The 18,756-nt window shown below is 65.6% G+C and carries 15 protein-coding genes; 11 read left to right on the top strand and 4 right to left on the bottom strand.

What is annotated here, in order from left to right; translation table 11 throughout:
- Positions 1-278: 278 nt before the first annotated feature.
- The 9 genes from AB7M16_RS10250 to AB7M16_RS10210 all read left to right on the top strand — a co-directional run bounded on the left by AB7M16_RS10250 (position 279) and on the right by AB7M16_RS10210 (position 9,243).
- Positions 279-1,379, top strand: coding sequence for an ABC transporter substrate-binding protein (locus tag AB7M16_RS10250; protein WP_453943829.1), 1,101 nt, complete (start codon positions 279-281; stop codon positions 1,377-1,379).
- Positions 1,357-2,379, top strand: coding sequence for an ABC transporter permease (locus AB7M16_RS10245; protein ID WP_453943828.1), 1,023 nt, complete (start codon positions 1,357-1,359; stop codon positions 2,377-2,379). The genes AB7M16_RS10250 and AB7M16_RS10245 overlap by 23 nt, the downstream gene beginning before the upstream one ends.
- Entirely contained in the window at positions 2,373-3,170 is a 798-nt protein-coding gene (locus AB7M16_RS10240; protein WP_453943827.1) for an ABC transporter ATP-binding protein, read from the top strand. The genes AB7M16_RS10245 and AB7M16_RS10240 overlap by 7 nt, the downstream gene beginning before the upstream one ends.
- Entirely contained in the window at positions 3,164-4,336 is a 1,173-nt protein-coding gene (locus AB7M16_RS10235) for an acyl-CoA dehydrogenase family protein (RefSeq protein WP_453943826.1), read from the top strand. The genes AB7M16_RS10240 and AB7M16_RS10235 overlap by 7 nt, the downstream gene beginning before the upstream one ends.
- Positions 4,337-4,356: 20 nt before the next feature.
- Entirely contained in the window at positions 4,357-5,457 is a 1,101-nt protein-coding gene (locus AB7M16_RS10230) for an LLM class flavin-dependent oxidoreductase (RefSeq protein WP_453943825.1), read from the top strand.
- The gene (locus AB7M16_RS10225) at positions 5,454-6,392 is read left to right on the top strand and encodes an ABC transporter substrate-binding protein (protein WP_453943824.1); all 939 of its coding nucleotides are present in this window, start codon (positions 5,454-5,456) and stop codon (positions 6,390-6,392) included. The genes AB7M16_RS10230 and AB7M16_RS10225 overlap by 4 nt, the downstream gene beginning before the upstream one ends.
- Positions 6,393-6,767: 375 nt before the next feature.
- A complete protein-coding gene (locus AB7M16_RS10220; protein WP_453943823.1) occupies positions 6,768-7,613 on the top strand; it encodes a CmcJ/NvfI family oxidoreductase in 846 nt (281 codons plus the stop codon).
- A 101-nt stretch (positions 7,614-7,714) separates the two neighbouring features.
- Positions 7,715-8,029 (top strand): septal ring lytic transglycosylase RlpA family protein, encoded by a 315-nt coding sequence (locus AB7M16_RS10215; RefSeq protein ID WP_172787388.1) that lies wholly within the window; start codon positions 7,715-7,717, stop codon positions 8,027-8,029.
- 44 nt (positions 8,030-8,073) lie between these two features.
- The gene (locus AB7M16_RS10210; protein ID WP_453943822.1) at positions 8,074-9,243 is read left to right on the top strand and encodes a Gfo/Idh/MocA family protein; all 1,170 of its coding nucleotides are present in this window, start codon (positions 8,074-8,076) and stop codon (positions 9,241-9,243) included.
- 192 nt (positions 9,244-9,435) lie between these two features.
- Here the strand turns inward: AB7M16_RS10210 and AB7M16_RS10205 are convergent, their stop codons facing one another.
- From AB7M16_RS10205 to AB7M16_RS10190, 4 genes are all read right to left on the bottom strand, one after another.
- On the bottom strand, positions 9,436-10,746 hold the full coding sequence (locus AB7M16_RS10205; protein WP_172787386.1) for an ABC transporter substrate-binding protein: 1,311 nt from the start codon (positions 10,744-10,746) through the stop codon (positions 9,436-9,438).
- A 165-nt stretch (positions 10,747-10,911) separates the two neighbouring features.
- Positions 10,912-13,422 carry an excinuclease ABC subunit UvrA gene (gene uvrA, locus AB7M16_RS10200; RefSeq protein WP_453943821.1) on the bottom strand — a complete coding sequence of 837 codons (2,511 nt, stop codon included), beginning with the start codon at positions 13,420-13,422 and terminating at the stop codon, positions 10,912-10,914.
- A 148-nt stretch (positions 13,423-13,570) separates the two neighbouring features.
- Positions 13,571-14,644 carry a calcium-binding protein gene (locus tag AB7M16_RS10195; RefSeq protein WP_453943820.1) on the bottom strand — a complete coding sequence of 358 codons (1,074 nt, stop codon included), beginning with the start codon at positions 14,642-14,644 and terminating at the stop codon, positions 13,571-13,573.
- 330 nt (positions 14,645-14,974) lie between these two features.
- Positions 14,975-16,207, bottom strand: coding sequence for an SMP-30/gluconolactonase/LRE family protein (locus AB7M16_RS10190; protein WP_172787384.1), 1,233 nt, complete (start codon positions 16,205-16,207; stop codon positions 14,975-14,977).
- 180 nt (positions 16,208-16,387) lie between these two features.
- On the opposite strand from AB7M16_RS10190, the gene AB7M16_RS10185 reads away from it, so the two are divergent.
- Both AB7M16_RS10185 and AB7M16_RS10180 read left to right on the top strand, forming a co-directional pair.
- Positions 16,388-16,657: a hypothetical protein gene (locus tag AB7M16_RS10185; protein WP_172787527.1), complete on the top strand. Its 270-nt coding sequence runs from the start codon at positions 16,388-16,390 to the stop codon at positions 16,655-16,657.
- 426 nt (positions 16,658-17,083) lie between these two features.
- Positions 17,084-18,646: a 2-isopropylmalate synthase gene (locus AB7M16_RS10180; RefSeq protein ID WP_212258301.1), complete on the top strand. Its 1,563-nt coding sequence runs from the start codon at positions 17,084-17,086 to the stop codon at positions 18,644-18,646.
- The last annotated feature ends 110 nt before the right edge of the window (positions 18,647-18,756 follow it).

Below are 18,756 nucleotides of genomic sequence, written 5' to 3'. Positions count from 1 at the left end.
GATGGGGTCGCGGTTTACCTTGCGTGCCGATGCATCCGCGAAAATCCTTTCATCGCTGCCGCATGCGCGGGTGGAGAGAATGACCTTCCTTCGCGCAACATTCGAAAATCCATTTCATTGACGATGCAGCGAACGCGCCGCATGATTTGCGCATCGCATCAACGCGGCGCGGGAAGCGCCGACGGAACAATTTTCTCTCAACGCAGCTCCGCACGGAACATGCGCAACGCGACCCGTTGCGCACACGGCGGCGCCGTGCCAGCAGGAGCCAGGGGCAGATGACCAACGACAACGAGCGCAGCGGATCGAAACTCGACCGGCGCCACCTGCTTCAGGCAGGGCTCGCCGCCGCCTTCGCAGCGCCGCTCGGCGCGCTGGGCGCGCAGGCTTTTGCGCCGCGGGCTATCGTGCCCGGTGTCGACTTCTCCGAGTTTCCGCTGTGCCGCACGGCCTCCGACGCGCCCGCGCTCACCGGCGCGCCGCGCAAGCTGAAGCTGTCGTGGAATGCCGGCGCCGTCTGTCTCGCGCCGGTGCCTGTCGCGATTGAGCACGGCTTCTTCCAGAAGCACAATCTCGACGTCGAGCTCGTCAACTATTCCGGCTCGACCGACCAGCTGCTCGAAGCGATCGCCACCGGAAAGAGCGACGCCGGTCTCGGCATGGCGCTGCGCTGGCTGAAGCCGCTGGAGCAGGGGTTCGACGTCAAGATCGCCGCCGGCACCCATGGCGGCTGCATGCGCGTGCTGTCGCGCACGGATTCCGGCGTCTCGAAGCTCGCCGACCTCAAGGGCAAGATCGTCGCGGTCGGCGATCTCGCCGGCCCCGACAAGAACTTCTTCTCGATCCAGCTGGCCAAGCTCGGCATCGATCCGGTCAAGGATGTCGATTGGCGCGCTTATCCCGGCAACCTGCTCAATGTCGCGGTGGAGAAGGGCGAGGTGCAGGCGTTCCTGTCGTCCGACCCGCTCGCCTATCTCTGGCTCAAGGACACGCAGTACAAGGAGGTTGCCTCGAACCTCGACGGCGAATTCCGCGAGAAGAGCTGCTGCATCCTCGGCCTGCGCGGCTCGCTCGTGCGCGAAGAACCCCAAGTCGCGCGCGCCATCACCCAGGCGCTGCTCGATGCGGCGATGTTCACCGCGCAGAATGCGACCGTCGCCGCGAAATCATTCCAGCCCTATGCGCCCAAGGCGGCAACGCTGGCCGATATCGAGGGCATGGTGCGCTACCACACCCACCATCATCATCCCGTCGGCGACATCCTGAAGCGCGAGCTCAAGGCCTATGCCGACGATCTCAAGAGCGTGCAGGTGTTCAAGCAGAGCACCGACACCGCCAAATTCGCGGAGCGCATCTATGTCGACGTATTCGCTGTCTGACGGCCTCGCCTCCGGCGCGCCGCGCACCTCGCGCGCGCCGCTGCTGGCGAGCTGGATCCGGGAATCCGGCACTGGCGCGCTCGCCAGCGTCGCCTGGATCGCCTTCGGGCTATCCTGCCTGTGGTGGCAGGATGTCGGCGACTGGTCGCGCACGCATTCGCTCGGCATCGCCGCCTTCATCATCGCAGCGATCGCGCTGTTCGGCACCATCGGGGTCGACTATCTGGGAGCGGCGGGACAGGCGTTGCACAAGCGCGCGCCGTGGCTGGTCGCGCTCGGGGTGTTCCTGACGGTCTGGGAGGTCGCGACGGCAAAATTCGCCTGGCTGCCGCAGCCGTTCTTCCCGCCGCCGCAGGCGATCATCGAGGTCTATACCGACGATCTGCCGAAGCTGCTCGACAGCGTGTTCGCGTCCGTGAAGCTGCAGCTCGGCGGCTATCTGATCGGCGCGACGATCGGCTTTTTGACCGGCGTCTCGATCGGCTGGTCGCGCGCGGTCGGCTATTGGGTGCATCCGGTGCTGCGCTTCATCGGCCCGCTGCCGGCGACCGCCTGGCTGCCGATTGCCTTCTTCACCTTCCCGTCGAGCTGGAGCGCCTCGACGTTTTTGATCGCGCTGGCGACCGGCTTTCCCGTGACGGTGCTGACCTGGTCGGGCGTCGCGAGCGTCAGCAACGCCTATTACGACGTCGCGCGCACGCTGGGGGCAAAGCCGTCGTTCCTGGTGCTGAAGGTCGCGATTCCGGCGGCGCTGCCGCACGTCTTCGTCGGCCTGTTCATGGGGCTCGGCGCGTCCTTTGCCGTGCTCGTCGTTGCCGAGATGATCGGCGTCAAGGCGGGGCTCGGCTGGTACCTGCAATGGGCGCAGGGCTGGGCCGCCTATGCCAACATGTATGCGGCGCTGATCGTGATGTCGCTGCTCTGCTCCGGCGCGATCACGCTGCTGTTTGCGATCCGCGATCGCCTCCTGGTCTGGCAGAAGGGGACCGTCAAATGGTAGCCGCAGCTCTTGCCGAAGCGGTCGCGCATCCGGCCGCCGGCGCCGCGCTCGACATCGAGCAGGTCAGCCACGCCTTCGACATCGACGGGACCGAGCTGCCGGTGCTGAGCGACGTCAGCATCTCGGTCGAGCCCGGCGAGTTCGTTGCGCTGCTGGGGCCCTCTGGCTGCGGCAAGTCGACCTTGCTCCGGCTCGTCGCCGGGCTCGACAAGCCCAAGGCAGGAAGGCTGCGGGAGGACGAGGCGCGCATCCGGAGCCCGCATCCCTCGCGCGTCGTCGTGTTCCAGGATCCGACCCTGTTTCCCTGGCGGTCGGTCTGGGACAACGTCGCCCTGGGCCTCGAGGCCCAGGGCATTTTGAGGAGCCAGCGCCAGCGCGTCGATGACGCGCTCGACCTCGTCGGGCTTGCGTCGTTCCGCAACGCCTATCCGCACCAGCTCTCCGGCGGCATGGCGCAGCGCGTCGCGCTGGCACGGGCGCTGGTCAACGATCCCAAGATCCTGATCCTCGACGAGCCGCTGGGAAAACTGGACTCGCTGACCCGCATCACCATGCAGGCCGAGCTCGTCGCGCTCTGGCAGCGCAAGGGGTTCACCACGCTGCTGGTGACGCATGATGCCGAGGAGGCGCTGGTGCTCGCCAACCGCGTCATCGTGTTCAGCGAGCGTCCCGCGCGGGTGAAGGCAGACATTCGCGTCGATCGTCCGTATCCGCGCCATCGCGGCGATCCGTATCTGGCTGACCTGCGCCGCCAGATCCTTGGCTTGTTGGGGCTGGACGCCACATGGTGACCTCCATAGCCAAGGGCCGCACGGCTCACAGCGAGCCCGACTACATCGCTGGCGCAGCGACGCTTGCCGCAAGGTTTGCCGCGCGTGCGGCCGAGCACGACCGCATCGGCAGCTTTCCCTTCGAGAATTTTCGCGAGCTGTCGGAGGCGGGCTTGCTGTCGCTGACTGTGCCGGCGGTCCATGGCGGCGCCGGTGCCGGCGCGCGGTATGCCGCGCGCGTGCTCGGCATCCTCGGCAAGGCCGATCCGTCGACCGCGCTGGTGCTGTCGATGCATTACATCAATCATCTCGTGATGGCGCGCAGCCCGAATTGGCCGGCGCGGCTGTCGCGCAAGCTCGCGCGCGAGAGCGTCGAGGGCCTTGCACTCATCAACGCGCTGCGCGTGGAGCCGGAGCTCGGTTCGCCCGCACGTGGCGGCCTGCCGGCGACGATCGCGCGGCGCACCGAAACTGGCTGGCGCCTTTCCGGCCACAAGATCTATTCGACGGGATCGCCGATCCTGAAATGGTACCTGGTCTGGGCGCGCACCGACGAGGCCGAGCCGCGGGTCGGCCAGTTCCTGGTGCCCGCCGGCCTGCCGGGCACGCGCATCGTCGAGACCTGGGATCATCACGGCCTGCGCGCCAGCGGCAGCCATGATGTCATCTTCGACGACGTCGTGATCCCGCTCGATGGCGAGGTCGATGTGCGCAAGCCGGCGGACTGGCGCACGCTCGACGTCACGCAAGCGACCGTTCACACCGTCTTCGTCGCCGCGATCTATGACGGCGTTGCGCGTGCCGCGCGCGACTGGCTGATCACGTTTCTGAAGCAGCGCGTGCCCGCCAGCCTCGGCGCGCCGCTGGCGAGCCTGCCGCGGGCGCAAGAGATCCTCGGCGCGATCGAGGCGCGGCTCGCGGTCAACGCGCGGCTGATCGACACGTTCGCCCGAGACTTCGATGACGGCGTCCAGCTCGCCGCGAGCGAGTCCAACGTCATCAAGCTCACCGTGACCAACAATGCCGTTGCCGTGGTCGAGGATGCGCTGTCGCTCACCGGCAATCACGGCCTGTCCCGCGCCAATCCGTTGGAGCGGCATTATCGCGACGTGCTGTGCGGCCGTGTGCACACGCCGCAGGACGATTCCACGCGCATCGGCCTCGGCCGCCTCGCACTCGGCCTCTAGGAATCAACAGGGAGACGATCATGTCGATCGAGTTCATCGGCTTTATCAGCAACAACAATTCATCCGAGACCATCGTCCGGGAAGGGCCGGTGCTCAATCCGACCCACATCGAGACGGTGGCGAAGGCGCATGAGAATGCCGGCTTTGACCGGGCGCTGCTGGCGTTTCATTCGACGTCGCCCGACGCGCTTCAAGTCGCCCAGCACGTGCTGAGCCACACTGAGCGCCTCAACGTGCTGATCGCGCAGCGGCCCGGCTTCACCGCGCCGACGCTGCTGGCGCGGCAGTTCGCAGTGCTCGACCAGTTTTCCCGCGGTCGCGTCGCGCTCCATGTCATCACCGGCGGCAACGCCACCGAGCTGCGGCAGGACGGCAACACCCTCGACGACAAGGACGAGCGCTACGCCCGCACCTCCGAGTTCCTCGATGTGCTCAAGCTGGAATGGACCAGCGACAAGCCGTTCAGCTACAAGGGCAAGTACTACCAGGTCGAGAACGCCTTCTCGCAGGTGAAGGCGTATCGCCCCGAAGGCATCCGCGTCTATTTCGGCGGCGCCTCGGACGCGGCGATCGACGTCGCCGGTAAGCACGCCGACACCTTTGCGCTGTGGGGCGAATCCTACGCACAGGTGCGCGATGTGACCTCGCGCGTCCATAACGCGGCGGTGCGGCAGGGGCGGCCGACGCCGCGCTTCAGCCTGTCGGTGCGGCCGATCATCGCCCCGACCGAAAAGCAAGCCTGGGAGAAGGCGGAGGAAATTTTGGCGCGCGCCACTGCGCTGCAGGACAAGACGGGGTATCGCAAGCCCGCCGACGGCCATGCCACCGCCGGCGCCCGGCGCCTGCTCGCGCTGGCCGACCAGGGCAGCCGGATCGACAAGCGGCTCTGGACCGAGATCGCAAAGCTCACCGGCGCCAACAGCAACACCACCGCGCTGGTCGGCACCCCCCAGCAGGTGGCGGAGGTCTTCGGTGATTATTATGATCTCGGCATCAGCCATTTCCTGATCCGCGGCTTCGATCCGCTGATCGATGCCATCGAATACGGCCGCGAGTTGATCCCGCTGACGCGCGAGCTGGTTGCCAAGCGCCAGGCCATTCGCGGCGAGGCGGCGGAATGATCCGCCTCATGCTGGCCGGCGCGCTGCTGTTCGCTTCGCTTGAAGTTGCAGCCGCGCAAACCACCTTGCGCGTCGGGGACCAGAAGGGCAATGCGCAGGCCGTGATGGAAGCGGCCGGCGTGCTCAAGGACGTCCCCTACAAGATCGAGTGGAAGGAGTTTCCGGCGGCAGCTCCACTGCTGGAGGCGCTCAGCGCCGGCGCGATCGAGACCGGTCTCGTTGGCGATGCGCCCTTCACCTTCGCCGCCGCCTCGGGCGCACCGGTGAAGGCGATCGCAGCCATCCGGCAGACGCGCGAGGGGCTCGCGATCCTCGTGCCCGAGAATTCGCCGATCAAGAGCTTTGCCGATCTCCGGGCTAAGAAGATCGCGACCGGCCGCGGCTCGATCGGCCATCAGCTGATCCTCGCCGCGCTGGAGAAGAATGGCTGGAGCGCGAGCGACGTGCAGATCGCGTTCCTGGCACCGTCGGACGCCAAGATCGCCTACACCCAAGGATCGGTCGATGCGTGGTCGACCTGGGAGCCCTATGTCAGCCAGGAGGAGGTGCTGTTCAAGTCGCGCCGCATCATCACCTCCGAAGGCCTGACACCGGGCCTGAGCTTCCAGGTGGCGCGGCCCGACGCTATCAGGGACAAGCGCGCCGAGCTGACCGACTTCATCCGTCGCCTCACCGCGGCGCGGGCGTGGTCGCTGAACAATGTCGACAGCTATGCTGCGACCTGGGGCAGGCTGATGAACATCCCGACCACCGTGCCGCAGAACTGGCTGTCGCGCGCCAAGATCCGCATCGCGCCGATCGACGACGGCGTGATCGCGGACGAGCAGAGCACGATCGACCTGTATTTCCGCTGGGGACTGATCAAGCAGAAGCTCGATGCCGCGGAGATCGTCGATCGCTCGTTTGCGGGCGCGATCGCGAAAGCGGGGTTGTAGCCCTTTTTCTCGGTGGCAACGCCGCTTCTTCCCCCTCTCCCCTTGTGGGAGAGGGTGGCTCGCCGCGTAGCGGCGAGACGGGTGAGGGGTCTCCCTCCGCGTGCTCACCTCTCACAGTCGAGTTCACGGGTAGATACCCCTCATCCGGCGCTTCGCGCCACCTTCTCCCACAAGGGGAGAAGGAGAAACGCTCTCACGAGCACCTCAAGGACTCGTGAGGAGAGGCGATGGTTTCCAGCGCAATCGCCTTCTTCGAAATATTCCTTCTGCATTCTCTCCGCCCGACAACACTCCCATTGCTATTTGCATCACACCTCTTGCGGCACGGTGCACTCCCGCAAAAATCAATCCGACGACCACATCGGGAGACCGGCCATGGGCCTGCAAGAAACAAAAATCGAATCGCTTCCCTTCGTCACTGCCGAACTCAACTATCTCGCGCCAATCGACGGCAAGCCGCGCACTTACGCGTTCGATCCGCCGCCGGGTGAGCCGAAAAGCACCTCGCTGCCGGAGCCGCACCAGGTCCCGATCTTCGATGCGCGGCTGATCGCGCAGAATTTCTCGCTGGACCGCGAGGGCTTTGCGCTGGTGCGTCACCCGACGCAGGTGAAGGATTTTTACAACGACGAGGACATCCGCAGCGTTTACTATCCAGCGGTCGAAGCGTTCCTGCGCGCGACGCTGAAGGCCGACCGCGTCTTCATCTTCGACCACACCGTGCGCAAGCGTGTCGAAGGCGCGCCTGATATTCGCGGCGGCGGGCCGCGCCAGCCGGCCACGCGCGTCCATGTCGACCAGACCGCAATCTCCGGTGCCAACCGCGTGCGCGAGCATCTGCCCGACGAGGCCGAGGAACTGTTGAAGGGCCGCGTGCAGGTGATCAATCTGTGGCGGCCGATCCGCGGCCCCTTGCGCGATTCACCGCTCGCCATGGCCGACGGCACGACGGTGGCGCCGGAAGACCTCGTCGCTTCCGACCTGATCTATCCCAACCGCCGCGGCGAGACCTACTCGGTGAAATACAATCCGAACCACCGCTGGTTCTATTTCCCTGAGATGACGCCGGACGAGGTGCTGCTGCTGAAGTGCTACGATTCCGCAACCGACGGCCGCACCCGCTTCGGGCCGCACACCGCGTTCCTCGATCCGACCACGCCGGCCGATGCGGCGCCCCGCGAAAGCATCGAGGTCCGCACGCTGGTGTTCCACCGGCAGTAACAAAGTGTGATGGCATTGCCGGGCATCGCCCGGCAATGCTCCTGGAACTTTGAGGAACAAAGCGACGTTTGCAGGGCCGGGCAGGGAACCGGGAGGGTGCCGTGCAAGCGCAGACGACGCTATTGGTAGCTCTGGCCAGCTTTTTGCTTTTTGCCTTTTCTGTTGCCCACGCTGAAAGCGGGCTTGCTTCTTACTACGGATACGCAAAAGCCGGCAAAGGCGGCGAGCTGACCTGCGCCCATCGCACGCGCCCGTTCGGCACCGTGCTCAGGGTGTCCTACAGCGGACGCACGATCCAGTGCCGCGTCAATGATCGTGGCCCGTTCATCCGCGGCCGCATCGTCGATCTCTCGGTGCCCGCCGCCCGCGCGCTCGGCATGATGAGCGCCGGCGTGGTGCGCGTCTCGGTGGATTAGGCCTCCAGGCGCGCTATAGTGCCGCCCATTGCAAAGGGGGCGCTATGGCCAGGATCAGGGTGGGACTCGTCGGCTGCGGCTTCGTGTCGGAGCTGCACATGTATGCGTTCCGGCGCGTCTATGGCGTTGACGTCGAGGTCGCGGCGGTCGCTGCCCGCGGCGACAAGGTTGTCGCGTTCGCCCGCCATCACAATATCCCGCGTGTTTACCGCAGCTTCGCCGAGCTGATCGCAGACCGCGATCTCGATGTCGTCGATATCTGCACCCCGCCCAATCTTCATGCCGAGATGATCGTCGCCGCCATGCAGGCCGGCAAGCATGTCATCTGCGAAAAGCCGTTCGCCGGCTATTTCGGCCGCGAAGGCGATCAGCAGCCGATCGGCAAGCACGTGCCGAAGGCGCTGATGTATGAGCGCGTGATCGAGGAGATGGACAGGACGCGCGCCGCGATCGAGCGCACGGACAAGCTCTTCATGTATGCCGAGGACTGGATCTACGCGCCGGCCGTGACCAAGACCGCCGAGATCATCAAGGCGACCAAGGACAAGATCCTGTTCATGAAGGGCGAGGAGAGCCATTCCGGCTCGCACGCCGCGCATGCTGCGCAATGGGCGATGACGGGCGGCGGCTCGCTGATCCGCATGGGCTGCCATCCGCTCTCGGCCGTGCTGTATCTGAAGCAGGTCGAAGCCAAGGCGCGCGGCGAGCGCATCCGTGTCGCCAGCGTCACCGGCGATGTCGGCAACGTCACCGCCGGCTTGAAGCCGGAGGAACGCAGCTACATCAAGGCCAATCCCGTCGACGTCGAGGATTGGGGTACGCTCACCGCAACCTTCTCCGACGGCACCAAGGCCACCGTGTTCTCCGGCGACATGATCATGGGCGGCGTGCGCAATCTGATCGAGACCTATACGAGCGGCGGCTCCCTGTTCGCCAACATCACGCCGAACAATCATCTGATGAGCTACCAGACCAGCGAGGAGAAGCTCGCGAGCGTCTACATCACCGAGAAGGTCGACCGCAAAACCGGCTGGCAATATGTCTGCCTCGAGGAGGAATGGACGCGCGGCTATTTGCAGGAGATCCAGGACTTCATGGAGTGCGCCGCGACCGGACGCCAGCCGCTGTCGGATCTCGCGCTAGCCTATGAGACGATCAAGGTGAACTACGCCGGGTATTGGGCGGCGGAGGAGGGGAGACGGGTGGTGTTGTAGGGGGGCTGCTCTCTTACCCTCCCCTGGAGGGGGAGGGTCGATCGCGCGTAGCGCGAGCGGGGTGGGGTGATCTCTCCAATCGGGCAGTGTGCATGTGGAGAGATCACCCCACCCCGCCTCACCTCTCGCTTCGCTCGACGTGAAGCGACCCTCCCCCTCCAGGGGAGGGTGTACCCCGCCCGTGCCGCCCCCTCACGCCCCGTAGGTCGAGCCCTTCGGCAGCGGGAATACCGGGTCCTGCGTACGAATGTTGGTCGGCCACACCACGGAGATGTGCTCGCCGGCGTTCTGCATCACGACCGGCGTCGAGCGTTCGTTCTGGCCGGAGAGCGGCGTGCCCGGCGGGAAGAATTTCACGCCATAGCCCTGGATCGTGCCGCCGGCGGGGATGTCGACGTCGAGCGCCGCTTTCCGGATCGCCTCGGGCTCGAAGCTGCCGTACTTCTCCTTGGCGACCGGCAGCACGTGGTTGAGCAGCACCCAGGTCTGGTTGAAGCCCATCGAGCAGTGTGGCGGCACGTCGGTGGCGCCGGTCTTGGCCTGGTAGCGACTGACCATGGTCTTGATCAGATCGCCCATTCCGGGCGCGAGCTTGGCGGGATCGAGCAGCTGCGCCGGCACCGGGTCGATGTTGCAGAAATTGTCGATGTCGGCGCCGAAAGTGGCGCGCAGCTTGTCGAGCTGGCTGTAGCCGGCGCCGGCTCCGAACAGCATCTTGAAGCGCAATCCACTCTCGCGCGCCTGGCGCAGGAACAGGGTGATGTCGGGGTTGTAGCCCGCATGCGAGATCACATCGGCCTTGGCGCGCTTGATCTTGGTGACGAGCACCGACAGGTCGGGCGCAGAGGCCGAATAGCCCTCGCGCAGCACGACCTGGATGCCAGCCTCCTTGGCGTAAGTCTCGTCGGCAGAAGCAACGCCGACGCCATAGGGGCCGTCCTCGTGGATCAACGCGACCTTGACCTCCTTCGGGTCCATGCCGAGCTTGGCTTTGGCATGCTCGGTGAGGAAGCTTGCAAAGGCTTGGCCGTATTGATCCGAATGGATCTGCGCGCGAAACACGTATTGCAGGTTCTTGTCCTTGAACACGGCGGTCGAGACCGCGGTCGTGATCCAGAGGATCTTCTTCTGCTGCTCGACCTTGGCCGCGAGCGGCACCGCATGCGAGCTCGCATAGACGCCGTTGAGGATGTCGATCTTCTCCTGGCTGATCAGGCGTTCGGCCTCGTTGATCGCAACGTCGGGCTTGCTCTGCGAATCCGCGGCGACCGGAGCAACCTTGTATTTGCCGCCGACACCGCCCTTCTCGTTGACGAGATCGATGGCGATCTGCGCCCCGATCGACGAGGCGACCGAGCCGCCGGCGGCGAAGGGGCCGGTGAGGTCGTAGATCAGGCCGATGCGTAAATTCTCGGCTTGTGCCTGGGCGCGTGTCCAATCGAGGCTGAGTGCGGCGGCGGCAGCCGCCGAGGTCTTCAGCAGCTGCCTGCGTGAAGTCGGCATCCTATCCTCCCTCAAAACCGTCGTTCGATCTTGTTGTTGTTCGCGAAGTATGGGGAGCGGGACGGTGGAAAGTCAACATCGCGAAAGTCGGGGTCCGTCTTCGACGGCGTGGAACGCAATTGCGAAATGACCGCGAGGGGACCATGCCGACGATCGCTGCGCGCGCTATTGCGCCAGGCGCCGCGCCAGATAAGGCGCGGTCTTCCCGCCGGCCTTGGCGACCTGCTCGGGCGTCCCCGATGCGACGACACGGCCGCCTTCGTCACCGGCGCCAGGTCCGAGATCGATGATCCAGTCGCTGTGCGCCACGACGTCCATGTCATGCTCGACCACGATCACGCTGTTGCCGCCGTCCACGATGCGTTCGAGCTGCGCGATCAGGCGCTCGACGTCGCGCGGGTGAAGGCCGGTGGTCGGCTCGTCCAGGACATAGAGCGTGTGGCCGCGTTGCGGACGCATCAGCTCGGTCGCGAGCTTGATGCGTTGGGCTTCGCCGCCCGACAGCTCGGTCGCGGACTGGCCGAGGCGGATATAGCCGAGCCCGACCTCGCGCACGACCGACAGCGACCGGTTCAGCGTGGAATCGCGCTCGAAGAACTCGAAGGCCTCGTCGACGCGCATCGCCAGCACGTCCGCGATGGATTTGCCGTTGATCTTCACCTCCAGCGTCTTGTCGTTGTAGCGCGCACCCTTGCAGGTCGGGCAGGGCGCGTAGACGCTGGGCAGGAACAACAACTCGACGCAGACGAAGCCCTCGCCCTCGCAGGTCGCACAGCGGCCCTTGGCGACGTTGAAGGAGAAGCGGCCGGCGTCGTAGCGGCGCGACTTTGCCTGCGGCGTCGCCGCGAACAGTTTTCGCACGTGATCGAACAGGCCGGTATAGGTCGCAAGGTTGGAGCGCGGCGTGCGGCCGATCGGCTTCTGGTCGACGACGACGAGGCGGTTGACGTGGTCGAGGCCGGCTACGATCTTGCCGCCCAGCGTCTCGACGGTCGGCGCCAGGCTGTCGTCGTCGGCGTCGGTGGCAAGCGAATGGCCGAGATGCGCGGCCACGGTCTCGACGAGGAATTGGCTGATCAGGCTGGATTTGCCGGAGCCCGACACACCGGTGATGCTGGCGATGATTCCGAGCGGAATGTCGACGTCGAGGCCGCGCAGATTGTTGCGGGTCACGCCCCTGAGCTTCAGATCTCCTTCCGGCTCGCGGCGGACCGTCGGCAGCTTCTTGCGGGGATGCGCGAGATAATGCGCGGTCCGCGATTGCGCGATCGCGCTGAGCCCCGCCGGGGGCCCGCTGTAGAGAATGAGCCCGCCGCCGTCGCCGGCGTCCGGGCCGACATCCACCAGCCAGTCCGCGTGCTTGATCACTTCTATCTCATGCTCGACCACGAAGATGGAGTTGCCGGCACCTTTCAGCCTGTCCAGTGCGTGCCGCAGCGCCTCAGTGTCGGCGGGATGCAGGCCGGCCGACGGCTCGTCGAGCACATAGACGACGCCGAACAGGTTGGAGCGGACTTGCGTCGCCAGACGCAGCCGCTGCAATTCGCCCGGTGACAGCGTCGGCGTGCTGCGTTCGCAGGCGAGATAGCCGAGGCCGAGATCGAGCAGGACGGCGAGGCGCGCCGACAGATCCTCGCAGATGCGCCTGGCAACAACGGTCTTCTCCGATTTGTCCCACGAAGCTCTCGCAAATGGCTTGATCACCTCGTGCAACTGCTTGAGCGGCAGGTGCGACATCTCGGCGATGTTGAATCCTGCGAACCTCACCTTGAGCGCCTCGGGCTTCAGCCTTGTGCCGTGGCAGGTCGGGCAGTCCCGCGTGATCATGAATTGCGCGACGCGGCGCTTCATCATCGCGCTCTCGGACTTGGCGTAGGTCTGCATCACGTAGCGCTTGGCGCCGGTGAAGGTGCCCTGATAGCTCGGTTCCTCCTTGCGGCGTAGCGCCCGCTTGACCTCGGCGGCATCGTAGCCGGCATAGACAGGAACGGTCGGCTGCTCCTCGGTGAACAGGATCCAGTCGCGGTCCTTCTTGGGCAATTCGCGCCAGGGCTTGTCCACGTCGTAGCCCAGCGTCGTCAGGATGTCCCGGAGGTTCTGGCCCTGCCAGGCACTCGGCCAAGCCGCGACAGCGCGCTCGCGGATCGTCTTGGTGTCGTCGGGTACCATGGACTTCTCGGTGACGTCGAGCATCCGGCCGATGCCGTGGCAGGTCGGGCAGGCGCCCTCCGGCGTGTTGGGCGAGAACGCCTCCGCATAGAGCATCGCTTGGCCGCGCGGATAGTCGCCGGCGCGGGAATAGAGCATCCGGAGCAGGTTCGAGATGGTGCTGACGCTGCCGACCGAGGACCGCGTCGTCGGCGCCCCGCGCTGCTGCTGCAGCGCCACCGCCGGCGGCAGGCCTTCGATGTCGTCGACCTCGGGGATCTGCATCTGGTGGAACAGGCGCCGCGCATAGGGCGACACCGATTCCAGATAGCGCCGCTGCGCCTCGGCATAGATCGTGCCGAAGGCGAGCGAGGATTTCCCGGAGCCCGACACGCCCGTGAACACGACGAGGACGTTGCGCGGAATGCGGACGTCGACATTCCTAAGGTTGTGCTCGCGCGCACCCCGGACCCGGACGAACCCGTCATCCTGCGTCAGGCTCTTGGTCTGCTTTGGTCGATCGTCCATCTCGCGCCTCTCACCCAAACAGGGGTAACGGCAAGATCGCAGGATAGGTCCTCCCATGCCAGCGTGGCGCTAGCGGTCTGGACGAAGAGAAAGGCCCGCCGCGAGGATCGCGGCGGGAGCGATGCGAGGCCGGCGGTCTCACCGCGCGTCAGATGATGAAATCCGTGGCCTTGAGATCGGCGGCGTGGATTCCGTTCAGCGTGATCGTGTCATCGGTCGTCAGGTGGATCACGGCGTTGCCGGAGCCGTCGTTGCCGATCAGGCCCTTCAACGCGCTCCATCCTGCCAAGCCGTAACGGTGCACGTCGATGACGTCGTGCTCGGCTGCGGTGCTGCCTCCAGCCTTGTTGCCCTGATCGAAATCGTTGATCACGTCCTGGCCTGAAGCCGCGTTGAAGACGAACAGGTCGTTGTTCGGTCCGCCCCAGATCTGATCGTTGCCGCCGCCGCCGTTGAGGATGTCCCGGCCGCCCGCGATCGAGCCGCCCACGGCGGGGGTGTAGATGCTTGCATCGCCATACAACCGGTCGCCGCGGTCGCTCCCGTAGAGGATATCGCTGCCCCCCTGTGCGTTGCCGGACATCAGCGAGCCATCGCCGACGAGGGTGATGGAAGTCGAATCGGGGTTGCCGTCGACCCTTGCGATCAGGACGTCGTCTCCGCCGCGGGCATTGTCGCTCATGTAGCCGCCATCGCCGAAAAGCGATGCGCCGCCGGACCGCGCGTCGGCCCCGATCGTATAGATCAGCATGTCACTACCGCCGCGCGCATTGCCGATCATGGATATCAAGGCATCACCGGACATCGACACGTTTCCAGAGAGGCCGGCCTGGACCACGCTGATGACGTCGTTGCCGCCTCGGGCGTTGTCGCTCATGAGCGATCCGGAATCGCCGCTGAACGCACCATACGATCGGTCGCCCATCTCTGCGGTGATGAGGTCGTTGCCGCCCTTGGCTTCGCCTGTCATGGCGATTTCGGCGTCCCCCGAGAGGTAGACGTTCGCAAAGGTCGCGCGCGCGGCCTCGACATGCAGCACGTCGTTGCCGCCATGGGCCTGGCCGGACATGATCTGCGCGTCCCCGTCAAGGTATGAATAGGTCAGGCGACCCTGGACGGTCGCGACGAGAAGGTCGTTGCCGCCATGCGATCGGCCCTCCAGCATCGCCTCGTCACCGACGAACAGCAGGCTGCTGGGCCCGTCATCGACCGTCGCGATCATGATGTCATTTCCGCCATGGCCGTCGATTTGAAGTCCGGGGTCTCCGAACTCGGTCACGAGTTCCTGGCTTCCAACGCTGACGATCATGGTATCGTTTGGCATGCGGCGCATTGCGCAACTCCCACTTCATGCCCGAGGCCGGCTGGAGATAGCGTCATGCTTTCACGCCGCGCCACGGTTCTGCTGCGCGACCTATCTTCGTTGCTATGATGGCGGAGATTTGCTCGACGGTCGGAAAGCGACGGTCGGCGTGTCGCGGTATCGTCACAAAACGCAAAGACTCCGCGCCGGCGCTTCACGCCGGCGCGCTCGCTCGTGGAGGGGCGCCGCTCAGCCCGGCCCGGCGCCTTGCGTCGCCGTGTACACGGCGTAGAGCGATTGGCTCGCGGCCATGAACAGGCGGTTGCGCTTGGGGCCACCGAAGCAGACGTTACCGCACACTTCCGGCAGGCGGATGCGCCCGAGCAGCTTGCCCTCCGGTGACCACACCGTCACGCCGCTATAACCCACGGCGCGTCCGGCATTGCTGGAGGCCCAGAGATTGCCGTTGACGTCGCAGCGCAGACCGTCCGGTCCGCATTTCACGCCGTCGATCACGCAATCGCTGAACCTCTTCAGGTTCGACAGCTTGTTGTCCGTGCCGACGTCGAACACGAAGATCTCGCCCTTGCCGCCAGCGCCGGTGTCGCCCGGCCCTTTGCCGGTCGAGGCGATGTAGAGCTTCTTGTAGTCCGGCGAGAAGCAGAGCCCGTTCGGGTCGGGCACCTGGTCCTCGGTGACGACGAGGTCGATGCGGCCGGAGGGATCGATGCGGTAGCAATTGGTCGGCAGCTCGCGCTTGCCCGGCACGAAGCCGGCCGGCTGGCCGATCCGCGGATTGAGCTTGCCGCCCGCATTGCTCGGGCCGCCCGCGACGTCGGGCTCGCCTTCGTAGAGCTGGCCGCCATAGGGCGGATCGGTGAACCAATAGCTGCCGTCGGGATGCGCGGCGATGTCGTTCGGCGAGTTCAGCTTCTTGCCCTGATAGGACTCGGCGAGCACCGTGGCGGTACCGTCATGCTCGTAGCGCGTCACCCGCCGCGTCAGGTGCTCGCACGAGAGCTGGCGGCCCTGGAAGTCGAAGGAGTTGCCGTTGGAGTTGTTGGAGGGCGACCGGAAAACGCTGACGCGGCCGTCATCCTCGGTCCAGCGCATCTGCCGGTTGTTGGGAATGTCGCTCCATAGGAGATAGCGGCCCTGCGCGCTCCACGCCGGACCTTCGGCCCAGAGCAGGCCCGTATAGAGACGCTTGATCGCGGTGTTGGGCTGGGCGAGGTCGTTGAAGGACGGATCGACCGCGATGATGTCGGGGTCCCAGAAATAGGTCGTCGGCGCGCCACCAGGGCCGAAATCGCGCGGCGGCGTCGTGATCGTCGTCGGCGGTGCGGCAGGCCCGGTCTGGGCCAGCGCGGGGCCCGCCAGCGTGGCCGCGGCGCCGAGCGCCAGTCCCCCGACAAGCGTTCGTCGTGAAAGCGCAGCATTCTGCGCACGCTGCTCCTGCTCAGGAGCCTCCTGGCGTGTCATCGTATCCTCCCGGTTATGTTCGGCCGGCCGGTTGATCCGGCCAAGCGAGGCGGAGGTTAGTCCGGTCCGCGTCCGGTTGCGAGGGGTTGACTTGAAACCGCTGAGTGATCGCAGGTCGCAATTTCGTCACCTTCGAGTGCGTTTGGAGTGCAGGGCGCTAAGGGGATAAAGCTGGAGCTCATTGTGCAAGCCGTCGTCCTGGTTGTCCTTGTCTCGTTCGCATTTGCGGCTGGCTATTTCACGCGGGACCACGTCTCGCGAAAAAGGCGGGCGGAGGCACGCCGCTGGCGCGAGTACACGGAGCCGGACTGGCTCGCGGCCCACGCGCCAGCCAACACCAACGAGATCGTGAAGGCCGGCACTGCTGCGCCGGTGGCGACAGGCGAGCTCGGCCAGATGCTGAACCGCTGGGAGAGTAGGGCGCGCGCCCGCCGCACTGGCACCGCCTAGGCTCTCCCTCGCAAATCTTGCAGCCTGGATGGAGCGGAAGCGAAATCCACGTCGAGCTATTAGGTCACGTATGTTGACCATCTTTTGGCGTTGCAGTTGCGGCCATTTCTCGTCTAGAAACGGGTGCATCGAGCCTCCCGGCAACCAACCGTCAACGGTTTTGACCGAGGATTTGAGGCTCAAACGGGTCCGGCAATGCTGATTCGCGGCCATATCGAGGGGATTTCGGGGGAGGTGGCTCAGGCCGCCGCCACGATCCCGGCCGCGTCGCTGCCCACCCTCCTCCTTATTGGCGGCCTTCTTCTTACTTGCCCCTGAGGGCCGGCTGGGCGCCATGCGCCTGGGCGCTCAGGGGTTGGTCGAGATCACCGGACACCTCAAGCGCCAAGGAATGAACGGCGCAAACGCTCAAAAGGAAATCTAGGAATGGCCACCGTGAACAAGTCCGAGAAGGACCGCGTCATCATTTTCGACACCACGCTGCGCGACGGCGAGCAGTGCCCCGGCGCCACCATGACCTTCGAGGAGAAGCTCGAGGTCGCCGAGCTTCTGGATGATATGGGCGTCGACGTCATCGAGGCCGGCTTCCCCATCACCTCGGAAGGCGACTTCCAGGCCGTCAGCGAGATCGCCCGCCGCTCCAAGAATTCGGTCATCGCCGGCCTGTCGCGCGCCCATCCCGCCGACATCGACCGCTGCGCCGAGGCGGTGAAATTTGCAAAACGCGGCCGCGTTCATACCGTGATCGCGACCTCACCGCTGCACATGCGGGTGAAGCTGAACAAGACCCCGGAGCAGGTGATCGAGACCTCGGTCGCCATGGTCGCGCGAGCCCGCAACCAGATCGACGACGTCGAATGGTCGGCCGAGGACGGCACCCGCAGCGAGATGGATTTTCTCTGCCGCATCGTCGAAGCCGTGATCAAGGCCGGCGCCACCACGGTGAACATCCCCGACACCGTCGGCTATACGGTGCCGGAGGAATACACCCATTTCATGAGGACGCTGATCGAGCGCGTGCCGAACTCGGACAAGGCGGTGTTCTCCGTGCACTGCCATAACGATCTCGGCATGGCGGTGGCCAATTCGCTGGCCGGCATCACCGGCGGCGCGCGCCAGGTCGAGTGCACCATCAACGGCATCGGCGAGCGCGCCGGCAACGCCGCGCTCGAAGAGATCGTGATGGCGATCAACGTGCGCAACGACAAATTCCCTTACTGGAACAAGATCGACACGACGCAGCTGACCCGCGCCTCGAAGCTGGTGTCGGCGGCGACCTCGTTTCCCGTCCAGTACAACAAGGCGATCGTCGGCCGGAACGCCTTCGCGCATGAGAGCGGCATTCACCAGGACGGCGTGCTGAAGGACGCTTCGACGTACGAGATCATGCGCCCCGAGATGGTCGGCCTGAAGCAGTCATCGCTGGTGCTCGGCAAGCATTCCGGCCGCCACGCCTTCGTGCACAAGCTGGAGGAGATGGGCTACAAGCTCGGTCCGAACCAGCTGGAGGATGCGTTCACGCGGATGAAGGCGCTCGCCGACCGCAAGAAGGACATTTACGACGAGGACATCGAGGCGCTGGTCGACGAGGAGATGGCGGCCTCGCACGACCGCATCAAGCTGACCTCGCTGACCGTGATCGCCGGCACCCATGGCCCGCAGCGCGCGACCATGAAGCTCGACGTCGACGGCCAGATCAAGATCGAGGAAGCCGAGGGCAACGGCCCGGTCGATGCCGTGTTCAACTGCATCAAGCGCCTGGTGCCGCACGAGGCCAAGCTCGAGCTGTACCAGGTCCACGCCGTCACCGAAGGCACCGACGCGCAGGCGGAAGTGTCGGTGCGGCTGGCGCAGGACGGCCGCTCGATGACGGCGCGCGCGGCGGATCCGGATACGCTGGTGGCTTCGGCCAAGGCCTATCTCGGCGCGCTCAACAAGATCGTCATGAAGCGCCAGCGCGACACGGTGACGACGGCCGCGGCGAGCTGACGAACGAAGCTGCGAGTTGTTGCACCTCTCCCGCAAGCGGGAGAGGGGGCGCAGCGGTGCGCGCGGCGTGCACCATGAATGGCTGCCCTGCTAAGGGCCAATAGCGAGCG

Source organism: Bradyrhizobium sp. USDA 372, assembly GCF_053629095.1.
The sequence above is the reverse complement of the archived record's forward strand: the minus strand, read 5'-3'. Positions and strand labels throughout refer to the sequence as shown.

Bases quoted from the DNA above. Each gene is read 5' to 3' on its own strand.
- AB7M16_RS10250 (WP_453943829.1), top strand. From the start codon at position 279: ATGACCAACGACAACGAGCGCAGCGGATCGAAACTCGACCGGCGCCAC.
- AB7M16_RS10245 (WP_453943828.1), top strand. From the start codon at position 1,357: ATGTCGACGTATTCGCTGTCTGACGGCCTCGCCTCCGGCGCGCCGCGC.
- AB7M16_RS10240 (WP_453943827.1), top strand. From the start codon at position 2,373: ATGGTAGCCGCAGCTCTTGCCGAAGCGGTCGCGCATCCGGCCGCCGGC.
- AB7M16_RS10235 (WP_453943826.1), top strand. From the start codon at position 3,164: ATGGTGACCTCCATAGCCAAGGGCCGCACGGCTCACAGCGAGCCCGAC.
- AB7M16_RS10230 (WP_453943825.1), top strand. From the start codon at position 4,357: ATGTCGATCGAGTTCATCGGCTTTATCAGCAACAACAATTCATCCGAG.
- AB7M16_RS10225 (WP_453943824.1), top strand. From the start codon at position 5,454: ATGATCCGCCTCATGCTGGCCGGCGCGCTGCTGTTCGCTTCGCTTGAA.
- AB7M16_RS10220 (WP_453943823.1), top strand. From the start codon at position 6,768: ATGGGCCTGCAAGAAACAAAAATCGAATCGCTTCCCTTCGTCACTGCC.
- AB7M16_RS10210 (WP_453943822.1), top strand. From the start codon at position 8,074: ATGGCCAGGATCAGGGTGGGACTCGTCGGCTGCGGCTTCGTGTCGGAG.
- AB7M16_RS10205 (WP_172787386.1), bottom strand. From the start codon at position 10,746: ATGCCGACTTCACGCAGGCAGCTGCTGAAGACCTCGGCGGCTGCCGCC.
- uvrA (WP_453943821.1), bottom strand. From the start codon at position 13,422: ATGGACGATCGACCAAAGCAGACCAAGAGCCTGACGCAGGATGACGGG.
- AB7M16_RS10195 (WP_453943820.1), bottom strand. From the start codon at position 14,644: ATGATCGCGACGGTCGATGACGGGCCCAGCAGCCTGCTGTTCGTCGGT.
- AB7M16_RS10190 (WP_172787384.1), bottom strand. From the start codon at position 16,207: ATGACACGCCAGGAGGCTCCTGAGCAGGAGCAGCGTGCGCAGAATGCT.
- AB7M16_RS10180 (WP_212258301.1), top strand. From the start codon at position 17,084: ATGGCCACCGTGAACAAGTCCGAGAAGGACCGCGTCATCATTTTCGAC.